Origin of the sequence: Arthrobacter sp. D5-1 (assembly GCF_017357425.1) — a bacterium.
Taxonomy (GTDB): domain Bacteria; phylum Actinomycetota; class Actinomycetes; order Actinomycetales; family Micrococcaceae; genus Arthrobacter.
Window position 1 is genome coordinate 3,437,288 of record NZ_CP014571.1, and the last position, 14,665, is coordinate 3,451,952.

Below are 14,665 nucleotides of genomic sequence, written 5' to 3' on the forward strand. Positions count from 1 at the left end.
TCAGGCGTTTTCAGATCTCCCCCGTTTGCATCCCGCAGAGTGCTCCGCAGGATACTTATTCCGGTTCCGCTATATGACCCGGACCCAGTCCACTCATTGGCTGTGCACGTTAAGGAACGGCACGTCAATGGCGCAGCTGAGAGGTAAAGCCCACCGCTATATGAAGGCTGAAGGTTAACAGGGAAGACGCAAATATCTACAATACGGCAAAGCAGCCTTCCTGTCTACCCCAGATCGTCCGTGATTGCAAGCACCGTTGCTGCAGGCACCTAAGCGGCGGGCGCCACAGGCATCCACCAGCCGCGCAACCCGAAGCTTCAGCAGGCATCCCCCGCCAAAGAGCTCCTGCAAAAGAGATGGAATGCAGCGGAAGGCACAACCGTTGAAAGGGTAGGCTGGCGCACGCCCCGCGATAGCCTTGCACCACCACTCCCGGATCGGAAGAGAGACCATGACCAACTCCGCTGACGACAATGACGTTGTCATCCTTGCCGCTTCCCGTACCCCACAGGGTCGACTCAACGGCCAGCTGGCGGGCTTCACCGCCGTCGACCTTGGTGCACATGCCATCACCGCTGCCCTGGCCGCCAGCGGCGTGAAAGCCGAACAAGTGGACGCCGTGATCATGGGGCAGGTGCTCCAGGCCGGAGCGGGCCAGAACCCGGCCCGTCAGAGCGCTATTGCAGCGGGCGTTGGCTGGAATATTCCAGCCCTGACCATCAACAAGGTATGCCTCTCCGGGCTCACTGCCGTCATTGATGCCGCGCGGATGATCCGCAGCGGTGACGCCACCGTAGTGGTGGCCGGCGGCCAGGAATCCATGACCCGGGCACCGCACCTCCTTCCCGGCTCCCGGCAGGGCTGGACCTACGGTGCAATCCAGGCCTTGGACGCAGCGGCCCACGACGGACTCACGGACGCCTTCGACGGACAGTCCATGGGTTTGTCCACAGAAACCAAGAACCTCACCCTTGGCATTGACCGCAAGGCACAGGACGAGGTTGCTGCTGCCTCCCACCAGCGTGCCGCTGCCGCCATCGCGGACGGAACGTTCGACGTCGAAATTGCTCCGGTGAAAGTCAAGCAGCGCAAGGGCGATCCTCTGGTCCTCAGCACGGATGAAGGCGTCCGCCCCAACACGACAGTGGAAACCCTGGCGCCGCTCAAGGCCGCGTTTGCTACCGACGGCACCATTACGGCAGGAAACTCCTCTCCGCTGTCCGACGGCGCCTCCGCGCTGGTACTGACCAGCCGCCGTTTCGCCGAAGACAACGGCCTGGAATACCTGGCCGTTGTGGGGAAGCCCGGCCAGGTTGCCGGCCCGGACAACTCACTGCATTCCCAGCCTTCCAACGCCATTGCCCAAGCCCTGAAACGGGCCGGCTGGACGGCAGAGGACCTGGACTTCATTGAAATCAATGAAGCGTTCGGCTCCGTGGCGGTCCAATCCCTCAAGGACCTGCGTTATCCGCTGGAGAAGTGCAATATCCATGGCGGCGCCATTGCCCTGGGCCACCCCATCGGGGCGTCCGGCGCACGCCTCGCGCTGCATGCAGCCCACGAACTCAAACGCCGGGGTACGGGCAAAGCCGCAGTGTCGCTGTGCGGCGGTGGCGGCCAGGGTGAAGCCCTTCTCCTGTACCGCGACTAATACTTCGAACGAGGACTGATGGGAAACGTTGTGAATGAACCTGTGACGGACGGCGCTGAGAGGTTCCTGTCCGATGCCGCCGCGCGCGGACTGGACGTTGACGTCGTCGAGCGTCCCGCAGCGCGCAGCCTCGAAGAAGCTGCCGGAATCCTGGGCATCAGCCCTGCGGATATTGTGAAGTCGTTGGTGGTCAAGCACCGGGATGGCAGCTTCCTGTTCGCACTGATTCCCGGGGACCGCCAGATCTCGTGGCCGAAACTGCGGGCACTGGTGGGTGTCAACAAGCTCTCGCTCCCCCACGCCGACGTCGCCCTGGCCGCCACAGGATACGAGCGGGGAACCATCACGCCCTTGGGCAGCACCACGGCCTGGCCCGTGTACGCCGACGCCACCATCAGCGGGCGTCGCATCTCCATGGGCGCAGGTGCGCACGGCCGGAGCGCTTTCGTGGACGCGGACGCCCTCACCGCCGCACTGGGCGCAGTAGTAGCGGACATCAGCGAACCCAACTAGCTCGCAATTGAGCGCGTTTTGAGCCGTCAAAACGCGCTCAACTGCCACCTGCTTGGGTGCGGTTAAACGCAGGAAGCCCCGCCCGGTTCCTTTGTCGGAACGGGCGGGGCTTCCACAAGCAAGACGAGTTACTTGAGGGTAACCGTTGCGCCAGCTTCTTCGAGCTGAGCCTTTGCCTTCTCGGCAGCTTCCTTGGTGGCGCCTTCGAGAACAGCCTTCGGTGCGCTGTCAACCAGGTCCTTGGCTTCCTTGAGGCCGAGGGAGGTGATGGCGCGAACTTCCTTGATCACTGCGATCTTCTTGTCGCCAGCAGCTTCGAGAACGACGTCGAATTCAGTCTTCTCTTCAGCAGCTTCAGCAGCACCGCCGGCAGCGGGGCCGGCAACTGCAACAGCAGCAGCCGTAACTTCGAAGGTCTCTTCGAAGAGCTTGACGAACTCGGAGAGCTCGATGATGGTCAGTTCCTTGAAAGCTTCAATGAGCTCTTCGTTGCTGAGCTTCGCCATGGTGGCGTCCTTCCATTAGTTGGTGCAGATGCGGACCAGGCCGCGACATGCACCGGAGTTTGATTGGGGGGAGAACTTAGTTCTCTTCGGTTGCAGCTTCAGCGGCTTCGGCCGGAGCCGCAACCTCTTCAGCAGCAGCCTCAACAGCAGCCTCTTCAGCCGGAGCTTCTTCAGCGGCCGGTGCAGATGCGCCGCCCTCTTCTTCAAGCTTGAGGCGCAGGGCGTCGATGATACGAGCAGCAGCGGATGCGGGAGCCTTGAGGACACCAGCAACGCGTGCAAGCTGCAGTTCGCGGGACTCGAGGGCTGCCAGTGCGGCAACTCCTGCTGCGTCCAATGCCTTGCCTTCGAAGACGCCGGTCTTGATAACCAGCTGCTTGTTGGCCTTGGCAAAGTCCGTCAGGCTCTTGGCAGCAGCAACAGCGTCACCCTTGATGAAGGCGATTGCAGTAGGGCCGGCGAGCTGATCGTTGAATGCTTCAACTCCAGCTTCCTTGGCTGCAATGGCACTCAGGGTGTTCTTGACGACCGAGAACTTGGTGTCCTGGCCGAGCGCAACACGCAGTTCCTTGAGCTGTGCAACAGTGAGCCCGCGGTATTCGGTCAGGACAGCCGCGTTCGATTCCTTGAAATCGTTGGTGATCTCTGCAACTGCGGAGATCTTGCTAGGCGTTGTCATAACCCTCCTTCCGGGGAATAAAGCCGGTCTTCCGGGTCCCCGCTCACGAGAGCTAAAACTAAAAACGCCCCGCGCAGATGCACGGGGCTTGGCTCAACACAGACTGAATCCGTGGAGACTTGCTTCGTTCACCTGCGCCGGCCGCCCTATGTTCAGGGTCCTTCGTCAAGGAATTCACTTTAGCCTCAAGGGCGTAGCTGCAGAATTGAGCTTCGCTCGAAAGAGTGGATTCCCATCAACCGACGGTCTTTGGTATTTCAAGGTTACGGGAGAGTGTTCCCCAAACCAAATCGACGGCGGTACTAGTCCGACGACGTCGTGTCCTTGCCCCGTCCGGGAAGTTCCTTCTGCCAGAGTCCGGTGACGCCCGCCGTCGTAAATCCCAACTGCTTGTTCACTGTGAGGAGGTAGCGGTTCTCGGGCGCGTTCCCGGTGTTCCTGGAGAACCAAGGTGTCGTCTTGGAAAACCACGTCCTGGCGGTGCGCCAGGACGCTGATGGTGGTCAGGCCCACCAAACGTCCGCTCTCACTATGCTCGACGGCGGTGACCACCGTGCGTCGTCCCTGCGCCAGGGCTGCGTCTTCTGTTTCACGCAGGACAACGGGATCGAACACCATGCCGCTTGCCTCGACCTCGGGGGCATCTTCTTCCCCCTCATCGCGGACCACCTCGCCGGCAGCATTTTCCAACTCCGCCACGGCTTCAAGCCACGGTTCCGGGCAGCGGTCCGTCCAGTGGTGCAGGACATAGCGGCCGCCATTGGCTTCCTCGGCCTCCACCTGCAGGTCGCCCACCAGTTTGGAGTCGAGGGGCAGGACGCAGGAGCTGAACTGCTCAATGTGCTGCAGGGTGTAGCCGGCACGTTTGGCAAAATCCACTTCCCTGCTGCTCACGGGAATAAAGCCCGCACCGCTTCCAGGGATCAGCTGGTCCTCGGGGACCTCAGTCAGTGATGTTGCAGGATGGTTGGTGTCCACCAGGATCATGGTCCTGCCCTCTGCCCGCGCCAGTTGTTCGGCGGCTTCAAGCAATTGCCGTCCGACGCCCTGGCTTTGATACTCAGGCAGGATATCCAAGGTGAATTCGGCCAGGTCCATGTTGTCGGCCAGGGGCAAGGCAATATCCACGGTGCCCACAATGGCGCCATCGACCTTGGCCACCAGGATGATCTGGCGCTCATAGGGATCGGAGAACTCCAGCAGCTTCTCCAGGGGTGTGTAGGCGAGGTCGTCGCTCCCCCAGGTCTCCATGCGTACCCGTCGGCCTACTTCCACAGCGTCCAGGAAATCAGCGGCGTCGGGGCTGTCCAGGGTGTCAGGCACCCACAGCTGCTCGACGTGAACGGTCTTTGCCTCGTCTACAGTCATCCCAGCCGTTTCTGCCATTCGCCTTCAAAGCCGGAGGGCTTGAATCCCAGGGCGTTATTTATGGCCAGCATATGCCGGTTTTCATTGGCGTTCCATGTCATCACCGACGTGGCGTCTGGCCAGAGGTCCCTTGCGCGACGAAGATTGGCGATCTTGACCAACATCCCCAAGCGGTGGCCACGGTGTCCAGGGGCCACCAACGTGTCCTCCTGGTAGATCACTGCAGGCAGGGCTGCGCGATGTGTCAGGACTGTGTAGGCAGCCAGCTCACCAGTGGCGTCGTGCCGGGCGACCGCCACCACCGGGTCAACACCGCCCGCCCTCCAGGCGGATTCTTCCTGGCGTACCCGGGCGGCATCCCAGTCTTCACCCTCCCAGCCCAACCCGGCGATGGGCACTTCCGTGCTCATGAGGCTCTTGAGTCGTGCGAAGACGTCCACCAGATGGTCCGGGCACCGGTCCTGCCAGGCGATGACGCTGTACCCGGCAGCCCGCTGCACAGCTTCAGACTCGAGCTCCCGCAGGATGTCCTCCCCGACGGGGAAGGGCAGCGTGCTGTTTGTTTCAACCTGTTCCAGCGAGTACCCATGATGGAGGGCGAAAAGGGTGGATGCGGAATCCAGCGGCACACCGCCGGTGCCGGACTTGGCCTCCAGCAACCGGGCCCGTTCCGTGGCCGGCCCGAGTGGCTCCTCGCAGTACCCGTCAAGGGAGATGCGGCCTCTTCCACGCGCCAGTTCCTCCACAACGCCAAGGATGGCGGATCCAAACCCGCGCCGCCGGAAAGGTGCGGCGACGAGGACGTCCACGCCCGCCGTCGTCGTGTTTTCCCTCAGTGGCAGTGTCAGCGTTCCCCGTCCCACCACGGCACCATCGAGATAGGCCAGGAACGCCTGCCGCTCCTCGTACTCACTCCCCCGCCAAAAGACAGCTGCTTCAGCCAACGTGGGACAACGGTCCCGGTTGCCCCAGAGCTCCAGCTGGTGGGCAATGTCCAGCCCATGGAACGCATTGAATTCCGACTCATCGTCACCAGGCTGCGCAGGCACGGGGATCCGTTCTACGGACAGCCCGCCAGGGATGGAAGGGTTCGACGACGACACGCACCACAGCCTACGGCGCACCACTGCCGGTGAACAGGGAACAAGGCAAAAAGGACCGCCCGGCATAGCCGGACGGTCCTTTATCAGAGCCAGTGCTCGCGAAGCTTACGCGTCGGTGAGAACCTTGGTGACGTTCGGGTCAACGGTGATGCCCGGACCGAACGTGGTGGCAACGGTAGCCTTCTGGATGTAGCGGCCCTTGGAAGCGGACGGCTTCAAGCGAAGCACCTCTTCCAGTGCAGCTGCGTAGTTCTCGGCCAGCTTGTTGGCGTCGAAGGAAACCTTGCCGATGATGAAGTGCAGGTTCGAGTGCTTGTCGACGCGGAAGTCGATCTTGCCACCCTTGATGTCGTTGACAGCCTTGGTGACATCCGGGGTAACCGTACCGGTCTTCGGGTTCGGCATGAGGTTACGCGGGCCGAGGACCTTACCGAGGCGGCCAACCTTGCCCATGAGGTCAGGGGTTGCCACTGCGGCGTCGAAATCGGTCCAGCCAGCTGCGATCTTTTCGATCAGGTCATCGGAACCAACGAAGTCGGCGCCGGCAGCGATTGCTGCTTCAGCCTTGTCGCCGGTTGCGAAAACGAGGACGCGGGCGGTCTTACCGGTGCCGTGCGGCAGGTTGACGGTGCCACGAACCATCTGGTCGGCCTTACGCGGGTCAACGCCCAAACGGAAAGCTACCTCAACGGTTGCGTCGAACTTGGAAGGGTTGGTGTCCTTCGCGAGGGTGATGGCTTCGATCGGGGCGTAGACCTTGTCTGCCTCGATCTTGGCTACGGCTGCCTCATATGCTTTGCTGCGCTTTGCCATGCTGCTGTTTCTCCTTGTGCAGTTGTGGTCTGCGGACCGCGCTGGGCCCTGCCACAGTCGTGGATCCGGCAAGGATCCTGCGACATTTCAAATGTTTCAGATGCCGGTTGCCCGGCGGGTGAAGGCCACAATGGCCTTCGAAGACTACTAGCCTTCTACGGTGATACCCATGGAGCGGGCGGTGCCGGCGATGATCAGGGCAGCAGCCTTGATGTCGTTGGCGTTGAGGTCTTCCATCTTGGTGGAAGCAATTTCCTCGACCTGTGCCTGGGTCAGCTTGGCAACCTTGACGGTGTGCGGGGTAGCTGAACCCTTGGCGACGCCTGCAGCCTTCTTGATGAGCTCTGCAGCCGGCGGGGTCTTGGTGATGAAGGTGAAGGAACGGTCTTCGTAGACCGTGATTTCCACCGGGATAACGTTTCCGCGCTGGGATTCCGTTGCAGCGTTGTACGCCTTGCAGAATTCCATGATGTTGACACCGTGCTGGCCAAGCGCAGGACCGATCGGCGGGGCCGGGTTAGCGGCACCTGCCTGGATCTGCAGCTTGATGAGGCCGGTGACCTTCTTCTTGGGAGCCAATGTAGGGTCCTTCTCTCAATAGCTTCCTGGGGCACAGGAGCGCGTCCCAGGTTTTTGGCCGCCATGGCGAGGCGGCCGGCCGCTCCCGAACTGCTAAGCAGGCAGGACTGGAGCGAAATTTTGGAATCAGCTAGATCTTGGTGACCTGGTTGAATGCGAGCGTCACCGGGGTTTCGCGCTCGAAGATCGAGACCAGGACCACCAGGGTCTGGGACTCGGGCTTGATCTCGGAGATCGTTGCCGGAAGGGTCTCGAACGGGCCCTCCTTGACGATGACCGACTCGCCGACCTCGAAGTCGACGGCCACGGGAGCCTGGTTCTGCTTGTTGACCGGCTTGCCCTGCTCTGCCTGCTCTTCCTCGAAGACCGGGGCGAGCATGGAGAAGACCTCGTCAAGGCGCAGCGGCACGGGGTTGTGGGCGTTGCCCACGAAGCCGGTGACGCCAGGGGTGTGGCGAACGGCGCCCCAGGAGGCGTCGGTCAGGTCCATGCGGACCAGGACGTAGCCGGGAATGCGAACGCGGTTGATGACCTTGCGCTGCGCGTTCTTGATCTCGACGACCTCTTCCATGGGGACCTGGATTTCGAAGATGTAATCTTCCATGTCCAGGGTCTGGATACGGGTCTCAAGGTTTGCCTTCACGCGGTTTTCGTAACCTGCGTAGGAGTGGATGACGTACCAGTCACCTTCCTGGCGGCGCAGCTTGCCCTTGAATTCTTCGGCCGGATCGGCCGGAGCTGCAGCAGCGGCGGCTGCCAGGTCGTCGCCGTCGGACTCTTCCGAAGCGTCGTCCTCGTCTGCAACATCGCCGGACGCGTCATCAGATTCGGCGTCGACGTCAGCTTCGAAGTCCTCTTCGGAATCATCGGCGTCGGCAGATTCGGGCGCAGCAGAATCAACCTCGGACTCTTCCGCAGCCTCAACTGCAGCGCCCTCAGTTTCTTCCAGCTCAGTCTCGTTTACCTCGAGCTCCTGCTCAGACACTTGGTCTCCTGCTTCCTCATTGCCTAACATGCCTATTTAAATGGCTCAATTCCGCAAACCCCGCAAAACTCCTGAATTACCGAGGAATTTCACACAGTTTGCGGACAGATCCGCTTAGCGGTCCGTAGCCCCTGACCCACCGAAGACCCAGCTGACTCCCGTGCCGAAGGCCAGGTCCAGAAGGGTGACGATGAGCATCATGATGGCCACGAACACCAGCACCACGAGCGTGTAATTGATCAGTTCCTTGCGGGTGGGAGCAACGACCTTCTTCAGTTCACCAATGACCTGGCGGACGAAGAGAGCAATACGGGCGAAGAAGCCACGATCGGCTTTCTTGGCGGGACGGCCCTTCGAGCTGCTGGCAGCTGTTTCGGTCACCTGGTCCTCACTCACCTTGCAAAGTCGTTGACCCGACTCTGATCAGAGCCATGGTTGCTGCGCTTGCCCCGGCGTTTCCGCCGGGACAGCTTGCGCAGGGCAGACAGGACTCGAACCTGCAACCTGCGGTTTTGGAGACCGCTGCGCTACCAATTGCGCCACTACCCTATGGATCGAATCCATGTTTCAGGCCGCACTTCAGCCTGTGGTGCTTTTCAACACCGGTGAACCAGTCTACGCAAGAATTTCGCGATAGTCGAACCGGCCCGTTTCCGGTCCCCCCAGCCCTAAAAACCTGTGATCAGCATTATCAGTCACAAAGTCCGGCAGGCACGCGGGAGGTCCGCAGAACAGCATAAGGTAGTTTACGTCGAATCCCATCATCCAGCCCACGAGCTGCCTGCGAAGAACGGTACATAGATGTCTGCCGGAACAACTACCGCCCGCATTTCACAGCGAATCTCCGCCATTGCCGAGTCCGCCACCCTTGCCGTTGATGCCAAGGCCAAGGCACTGAAGGCCGCAGGCCGTCCCGTGATCGGTTTCGGTGCCGGGGAACCCGATTTCCCCACCCCGGATTACATTGTCCAGGCCGCCATTGAAGCTGCGGGCCAGCCGAAGTACCACCGCTACTCCCCCGCCGGCGGCCTCCCTGAGCTGAAGAAGGCCATCGCAGAGAAGACCCTGCGGGACTCCGGCTACCAGGTTGACCCCTCCCAGGTGCTGGTGACCAACGGCGGCAAGCAGGCCGTGTACAACACCTTCGCTACACTGGTGGATCCGGGCGACGAGGTCATCATTCCCACCCCGTTCTGGACCACCTACCCGGAAGCCATCCGCCTCGCCGGCGGCGTTCCCGTTGAGGTCTTCGCCGGGCCGGAACAGGGATACCTGGTGACCGTCGAGCAGCTGGAAACAGCCGTGACGGACCGGACCAAGATCCTGCTGTTCGTTTCCCCGTCCAACCCCACCGGTGCCGTTTACAGCCCGGAGCAAGTTGCGGAGATCGGCAAATGGGCCGCGTCCAAGGGCCTGTGGGTTGTCACGGACGAAATCTACGAGCACCTGACCTATGACGGTGTGGAGTTCACCTCCATCGCCACTGCCGCTCCGGAACTGGGCGACAAAGTTGTCATCCTCAACGGTGTGGCCAAGACCTATGCCATGACCGGATGGCGCGTTGGCTGGATGATTGGCCCGGCCGACGTCATCAAGGCAGCCACCAACCTGCAGTCGCACGCGACGTCCAACGTCTCCAACATCATGCAGGTGGCCGCCGCCGCTGCCCTCACGGGTCCGCTGACCGCCGTCGACGAAATGAAGGTAGCCTTCGACCGCCGCCGCAAAGCGATCGTCGCCGGACTCAACGCGATTGACGGCGTTGAATGCCCGACGCCGACCGGCGCCTTCTACGTGTACGCGGACGTCCGTGGGCTGCTGGGTAAGGAATTTGAGACTTCGAACGGTCCCGTCCGTCCTTCCACCTCTGCTGAACTCGCCACCCTCATCCTCGACGAGGTTGAGGTAGCCGTGGTTCCGGGTGAAGCGTTCGGGCCCTCCGGCTACGTCCGCCTGTCCTACGCTTTGGGCGACGAAGACCTCGCCGAGGGTGTCCGCCGCATTCAGGAATTCCTGGGCAAGGCCAAGTAAGCAACCAGCCAACGCAAACGCTCTTCCACCATCGGTAGGTGGGAGAGCGTTTGCGTTTAAGGCGCGGGATCTGAGAGAGCGATCGGGAAAACCCGACGGGAAGTGAACGGGCGTTAGAGGAGGCGGCGCTCGGCCGCCCACTTGGTGAGCTCGTGGCGGCTGGAGAGCTGCAGCTTCCTCAGGACGGCCGAAACATGGGTTTCCACGGTCTTGATGGAAATGAAGAGTTCCTTGGCGACTTCCTTGTAGCTGTATCCCCGCGCGATGAGCCTCATGACTTCGAGTTCGCGCGCAGAAAGCTTGTCCAGTTCGTCGTCCGCGATATCCGCCGGAGCAGTACCGAACGCATCCAGCACAAAGCCCGCAAGCCGCGGTGAGAAGACTGCGTCGCCATCGGCCACCCTGATCACGGCATCGGAAATCTCTTTGCCGGAGATGGTCTTGGTGACATACCCACGGGCACCGGCGCGGATGACGGAGACCACGTCCTCGGCTGCGTCCGAAACACTGAGCGCCAGGAAACTGGTGGTTCCCAGCAACGCGGTCGATCCGGCAATGACCTCACGGCCGCCACCGCCCAGTCCGCCGGGAAGGTGAACGTCCAGGAGCACCACCTCCGGGCGGGTTTCGGCAATGACGGCGATGGCCTGCTCCACCGTTCCGGCTTCTCCCACGACGTCCATGCGGGCATCGAGATCGGCCTTCAGCCCGGACCGGAAGATGGTGTGGTCATCCACGATCACCACCCGCACCGTGCGTCCTGGACCATTCTGGGGGTTGGTGCTCATTGCTTCGCTTCTCCATTCCGGGCTTCACTGTTCCGGGTTTCACTGTTCCGTTGTTCGCCCGCGTCGCCGTTGGCGGACGGCAGGGTCAGCCGGACTTCCGTTCCGTCGCTGCTGCTGTTGATGGTCGCTGTGCCACCGTGCCGCTTCATCCGGCCAATGATCGATTCCTTGACGCCCAGCCTGTCGTCCGGAACAGCTTCCGGATCGAAGCCGGGACCGCGGTCCTTGACGAAGATTTCCGTAGTGCCCGCAGTACTCTCCACGTACACGGACACCGCTCCGCCGCCATGCCGCGCGGCGTTGAGCATCGCTTCACGGGCTGCCTGCACCATGGCCTCGTGCCGCTCCGTCATGTCGGTATCGCCCACCGCCACCACTTCTACCGCATGGCCTTGGGAGTCTTCAACCTCCGCTGCGACAGCCTTGATGCGCTCGGCCAGGAGCCCTGATTCCTTGGCTGCATCACTGAAAAGCCAGGCCCGGAGTTCGCGTTCCTGTGCCCTGGCAAGCCGTACGACGTCCTGCTCCGACCCCGCCCTGCGCTGGATCAGCGCCAAGGTCTGCAGCACGGAATCGTGCAGATGGGCGGCAATCTCGGCGCGTTCTGTCTCCCGGATGCGTCCTGCCCGTTCGGTTTCCAGGTCCTTCCAAAACTTCAGTCCCCAGGGCAGCAGAACCAGGGCAACCCCACCCAGGACGGCCACGGACGCCAGCAGCGCCAGCCAGGTCTGTTCCCACGATCCCGAGCCGGACACCATGACCAGGACGCCCGCCACCACCAGCGCCAGCCCGGCTGCCAGCCGGACCCAGCCCCCGGCTTGATCGGCTTTCGTCTTGTCCACCAGGCCGGCCCTGCGCGTTTCGTCGAGCTGCATCCAGGCGATAGCCGCACCGCCCAGGATGGCCGCAGCCGGTATGAGGGTCCCCAGGGGAACGTCGACGCCGAACTGGCGGGCAATCAGGATGGCGGCCACCAGGAGCAGGGCCGCGCCGAGAAGGATTTCCTTGCCATATTGGATACGCCGTGAGGAGAACCAGGATGCCAAGCCGCCCCCACCGCCGCTGCCCGCCCAGTCCCACGCGGCGGTGGGACTGCCAAACCCTGCAGGTTCAGCAGCGGGAACCTGACCACGGCCCGCGGCGTCGCTGCCGCCCGGGACCGGATGGCCAGCAGCTGCCCCGGGAAACGGCCCGCCCACCGGGACGGAACCAAGGACAGGAGGTGCGCCGGCCGCCGATGGTGGGCATCCGGCGTCGTACGTTTTCGATGCCTGGTGACTTCCAGCGCCTGGTGTGAATCCGGCAGGCGTGGTTCCACCATTGGGCGGCAGGCTTACGGCAGGAGCAATGGGCGACGCCGGACGGCGGGCATTGCGCTTGGCGCTCTCATCCGCCGTGGGAACCATGGTCCACAGCCACGCGTAGAAAGCCACGCCAGCGCCGCCGGCGAAACACGCCAGGATCATGCCAAGCCGGACGAACTTGACCGGCCAGCCCAAGTGATCTGCCAGCCCACTGCAGACGCCGGCAATCATGCGGTCGCTGCTGCGAACCAGCACGGGGCGTTGTACAGCGGTAGTCATGTACCAATCCAAACACGGATAAGGGTGACCCGGACTGGAAACCAGCGTAGTTCGGGGGTCCCTCAGGGGTCATTCAGGGTATCCCCCAGTAGAGGGAAGGACGGGCGGGGCGGCAGGATCGAAGTATGAACGCGAACAGCATCAATCCAGAGGAACCCGGAACGCCAGGCACTGCCGGCACCTCCGGCGCACAGCAAGGACCCACCGCCGGCACTTCCGCGGGAACTGGTCCGGACAATGGCAACTACCCGCCGGCCGGCGCCGCTCCGGCCGTTTCCCAGGAGAACTTCTTCGACTGGATCCGCAACCAAGGCATCCGCCGCGGACCGGACCGCTGGATTGGCGGCGTCGCAAGCGGCGTGGCCCACCGCTTCGGCATCGATCCGCTGATTGTGCGGGGCATCTTCATTGTCCTGGCGCTCTTCGCCGGCGTTGGGGTGCTGCTTTACGGCATTGCCTGGGCCCTCCTGCCGGAGCCCGATGGCCGCATCCACGTCCAGGAAGCAGCTGCCGGCCGCTGGTCCGGAGGCATGACCGGCGCGTTGATCACCACGATCATCGGACTCCCGAGCCTGGGCCGGGGATTCTGGGGTTGGGGCTGGGACGGATTGCCTGGCCTGTTCTGGACGCTGTTCTGGATGGGTGGCATCTTCTACCTCATCTACTTCCTGGTCCAACGCAACAAAGCTTCGAAGGGAACTCCGCCCATGGGCCAGCAGAACTATTCCGCAGCACCCGGGAAGACCTCCGCGTACGGAACCCCCGCACCGGGGACGCCAGTGGCCCACGGGCCGTCAACCGCTTACGGACCGTCTGCCGCGTATGGGACTTCGACCGCGGGCAACACGGGCGTCCCTGTCTACGGCGTCGGCCAGCACGGGACCAACCTCCATGGTCACAGCGCCGGCGCCGTACCGCCATCGGGCCCGTACACGCCGTCGGGTCCTTACAGCCCGTCCAATCCGTCCGGCCCCCGTCCACCGCAGGGCCCCATTCCCCCGCAGGACTGGCAGCCCCAGCCCGCCGCCCCCAAGCGCAAGGGACCCGGGGCTGCGATCGTGGCAGTCTCCGCCGGAGCTGCGTTGCTGGCCGGCGGTACGTTGAAAGCGCTCGACGCCGGGAACGTCATTGAGTTGGGCAACTCCGCCAACGCCGTGGTGTGGGCCACCGGTGCCGCAGTCCTGGGCCTGGGCATCCTGGTCGCGGGGCTCCGCGGCCGGACCTCAGGGTTCCTTGGTTTCCTTGCAGTGGCTGCCCTCATCATCGGCGGGATCTTCAACGTGGTCCCCAGGGACGGAGACCGTTTCACTTTCCACGACGTGAACTGGGCACCCACATCCCTGGAGCAAGCGCGGCAAGGGATCGACGTCACCGGCGCCCAAGGGGTGGTGGACCTGACCGACATCACCATGAATCCCCCGCTGATCTCCGAAGTCCTGATCCCCGTTGATGCGACCGCCAGCAACGTGACGGTCATCATTCCCGACGACGTGCCTGTGGAAGTCAGGGCGGACATGACCTTCGGCAACCTCAACGAACGCGGCTCGGACCGCGGCGGCCGGCTCCAGGACGAGCGGACCCTGTACAACACCGGGAAGCCCGGAGCCAACCTCGTGGTGGAAATCGACGGCACGTTCAGCAACGTGACCATCCAGGAAGGAAACTGACATGAGCACCAACGAGCCCGGCAAGGCCAACGAAGCCCAGCCCACAGTGCCCCTGCCCAAAGAAACCAACCCCACCGAGGCCCTGCCCAAGCCACGGCTCCAGGAAATCCCGCTGACGCCACCGCTGGAGCGCAGCTTCCAGGTGGAGCACGCGGACGACGACGAGCCCCGGCAAGCCCGGATCGGCACCGTGGTGTGGGGGTTGATCGTGATAGCCCTGGCGGCCTTGATCGTCATCTCAACGCTCGGTTGGGTCACACTGAACGGCACGTACGTCCTGATAGGCCTGATGATCGGTGCAGGAGCAGCCTTGGTAGTGGGAGGACTCCTCTCCGCCCGCAAAGGTTCCAAAAAAGTGACCACTACGAAGTGACAAAGCAACCACAACAGGGAAGTCTG

14 protein-coding genes, 1 tRNA gene and 1 pseudogene are annotated in these 14,665 nt (G+C 62.8%); 5 read left to right on the plus strand and 11 right to left on the minus strand.

Annotation, left to right across the window (positions count from 1 at the left end; genetic code table 11):
• Positions 1–451 precede the first annotated feature (451 nt).
• Together AYX22_RS15815 and AYX22_RS15820 are read left to right on the plus strand one after the other, a co-directional pair.
• Positions 452–1,651: an acetyl-CoA C-acetyltransferase gene (locus tag AYX22_RS15815; RefSeq protein WP_207594243.1), complete on the plus strand. Its 1,200-nt coding sequence runs from the start codon at positions 452–454 to the stop codon at positions 1,649–1,651.
• Positions 1,652–1,681: 30 nt separating this feature from the next.
• Positions 1,682–2,164 (plus strand): YbaK/EbsC family protein, encoded by a 483-nt coding sequence (locus tag AYX22_RS15820; protein ID WP_242703355.1) that lies wholly within the window; start codon positions 1,682–1,684, stop codon positions 2,162–2,164.
• Between the two features lie 128 nt (positions 2,165–2,292).
• Here AYX22_RS15820 and rplL read toward each other — a convergent pair whose 3' ends face one another.
• The 9 genes and pseudogenes from rplL to AYX22_RS15865 form a co-directional block, all read right to left on the minus strand.
• Positions 2,293–2,670: a 50S ribosomal protein L7/L12 gene (gene rplL / locus AYX22_RS15825; RefSeq protein ID WP_011775604.1), complete on the minus strand. Its 378-nt coding sequence runs from the start codon at positions 2,668–2,670 to the stop codon at positions 2,293–2,295.
• A gap of 76 nt (positions 2,671–2,746) precedes the next feature.
• Positions 2,747–3,349: a 50S ribosomal protein L10 gene (gene rplJ, locus AYX22_RS15830; RefSeq protein ID WP_089595808.1), complete on the minus strand. Its 603-nt coding sequence runs from the start codon at positions 3,347–3,349 to the stop codon at positions 2,747–2,749.
• 302 nt (positions 3,350–3,651) lie between these two features.
• Positions 3,652–4,735: pseudogene (locus AYX22_RS15835) on the minus strand (GNAT family N-acetyltransferase).
• Positions 4,714–5,820, minus strand: coding sequence for a GNAT family N-acetyltransferase (locus AYX22_RS15840; RefSeq protein ID WP_207594245.1), 1,107 nt, complete (start codon positions 5,818–5,820; stop codon positions 4,714–4,716). The pseudogene AYX22_RS15835 and the gene AYX22_RS15840 overlap by 22 nt, the downstream one beginning before the upstream one ends.
• A gap of 105 nt (positions 5,821–5,925) precedes the next feature.
• The gene (rplA, locus tag AYX22_RS15845) at positions 5,926–6,633 is read right to left on the minus strand and encodes a 50S ribosomal protein L1 (RefSeq protein WP_090817733.1); all 708 of its coding nucleotides are present in this window, start codon (positions 6,631–6,633) and stop codon (positions 5,926–5,928) included.
• A 147-nt stretch (positions 6,634–6,780) separates the two neighbouring features.
• Complete coding sequence (rplK, locus tag AYX22_RS15850) at positions 6,781–7,212, minus strand: 50S ribosomal protein L11 (protein ID WP_011775609.1); 432 nt, start codon at positions 7,210–7,212, stop codon at positions 6,781–6,783.
• 130 nt (positions 7,213–7,342) lie between these two features.
• The gene (nusG, locus tag AYX22_RS15855) at positions 7,343–8,197 is read right to left on the minus strand and encodes a transcription termination/antitermination protein NusG (protein WP_089595812.1); all 855 of its coding nucleotides are present in this window, start codon (positions 8,195–8,197) and stop codon (positions 7,343–7,345) included.
• A 114-nt stretch (positions 8,198–8,311) separates the two neighbouring features.
• On the minus strand, positions 8,312–8,593 hold the full coding sequence (secE, locus tag AYX22_RS15860) for a preprotein translocase subunit SecE (protein WP_024817604.1): 282 nt from the start codon (positions 8,591–8,593) through the stop codon (positions 8,312–8,314).
• Between the two features lie 80 nt (positions 8,594–8,673).
• A tRNA-Trp gene (locus tag AYX22_RS15865) sits at positions 8,674–8,746 on the minus strand.
• A gap of 252 nt (positions 8,747–8,998) precedes the next feature.
• Between AYX22_RS15865 and AYX22_RS15870 the strand changes: the two genes are divergently transcribed.
• Entirely contained in the window at positions 8,999–10,228 is a 1,230-nt protein-coding gene (locus AYX22_RS15870) for a pyridoxal phosphate-dependent aminotransferase (protein WP_207594246.1), read from the plus strand.
• Positions 10,229–10,341: 113 nt separating this feature from the next.
• Here AYX22_RS15870 and AYX22_RS15875 read toward each other — a convergent pair whose 3' ends face one another.
• Entirely contained in the window at positions 10,342–11,016 is a 675-nt protein-coding gene (locus tag AYX22_RS15875) for a response regulator transcription factor (protein WP_207594247.1), read from the minus strand.
• A complete protein-coding gene (locus AYX22_RS15880; RefSeq protein WP_207594248.1) occupies positions 11,013–12,599 on the minus strand; it encodes an ATP-binding protein in 1,587 nt (528 codons plus the stop codon). The genes AYX22_RS15875 and AYX22_RS15880 overlap by 4 nt, the downstream gene beginning before the upstream one ends.
• Positions 12,600–12,724: 125 nt before the next feature.
• Between AYX22_RS15880 and AYX22_RS15885 the strand changes: the two genes are divergently transcribed.
• Together AYX22_RS15885 and AYX22_RS15890 are read left to right on the plus strand one after the other, a co-directional pair.
• Positions 12,725–14,266 carry a PspC domain-containing protein gene (locus AYX22_RS15885; RefSeq protein WP_207594249.1) on the plus strand — a complete coding sequence of 514 codons (1,542 nt, stop codon included), beginning with the start codon at positions 12,725–12,727 and terminating at the stop codon, positions 14,264–14,266.
• Position 14,267: 1 nt separating this feature from the next.
• Entirely contained in the window at positions 14,268–14,639 is a 372-nt protein-coding gene (locus tag AYX22_RS15890; protein WP_207594250.1) for a hypothetical protein, read from the plus strand.
• Positions 14,640–14,665 lie beyond the last annotated feature (26 nt).

Coding starts and splice junctions, on each gene's coding strand:
- rplL (WP_011775604.1), bottom strand. CDS start 2,670: ATGGCGAAGCTCAGCAACGAAGAGCTCATTGAAGCTTTCAAGGAACTG.
- AYX22_RS15885 (WP_207594249.1), top strand. CDS start 12,725: ATGAACGCGAACAGCATCAATCCAGAGGAACCCGGAACGCCAGGCACT.
- AYX22_RS15875 (WP_207594247.1), bottom strand. CDS start 11,016: ATGAGCACCAACCCCCAGAATGGTCCAGGACGCACGGTGCGGGTGGTG.
- AYX22_RS15890 (WP_207594250.1), top strand. CDS start 14,268: ATGAGCACCAACGAGCCCGGCAAGGCCAACGAAGCCCAGCCCACAGTG.
- AYX22_RS15880 (WP_207594248.1), bottom strand. CDS start 12,599: ATGACTACCGCTGTACAACGCCCCGTGCTGGTTCGCAGCAGCGACCGC.
- AYX22_RS15815 (WP_207594243.1), top strand. CDS start 452: ATGACCAACTCCGCTGACGACAATGACGTTGTCATCCTTGCCGCTTCC.
- AYX22_RS15870 (WP_207594246.1), top strand. CDS start 8,999: ATGTCTGCCGGAACAACTACCGCCCGCATTTCACAGCGAATCTCCGCC.
- rplJ (WP_089595808.1), bottom strand. CDS start 3,349: ATGACAACGCCTAGCAAGATCTCCGCAGTTGCAGAGATCACCAACGAT.
- rplA (WP_090817733.1), bottom strand. CDS start 6,633: ATGGCAAAGCGCAGCAAAGCATATGAGGCAGCCGTAGCCAAGATCGAG.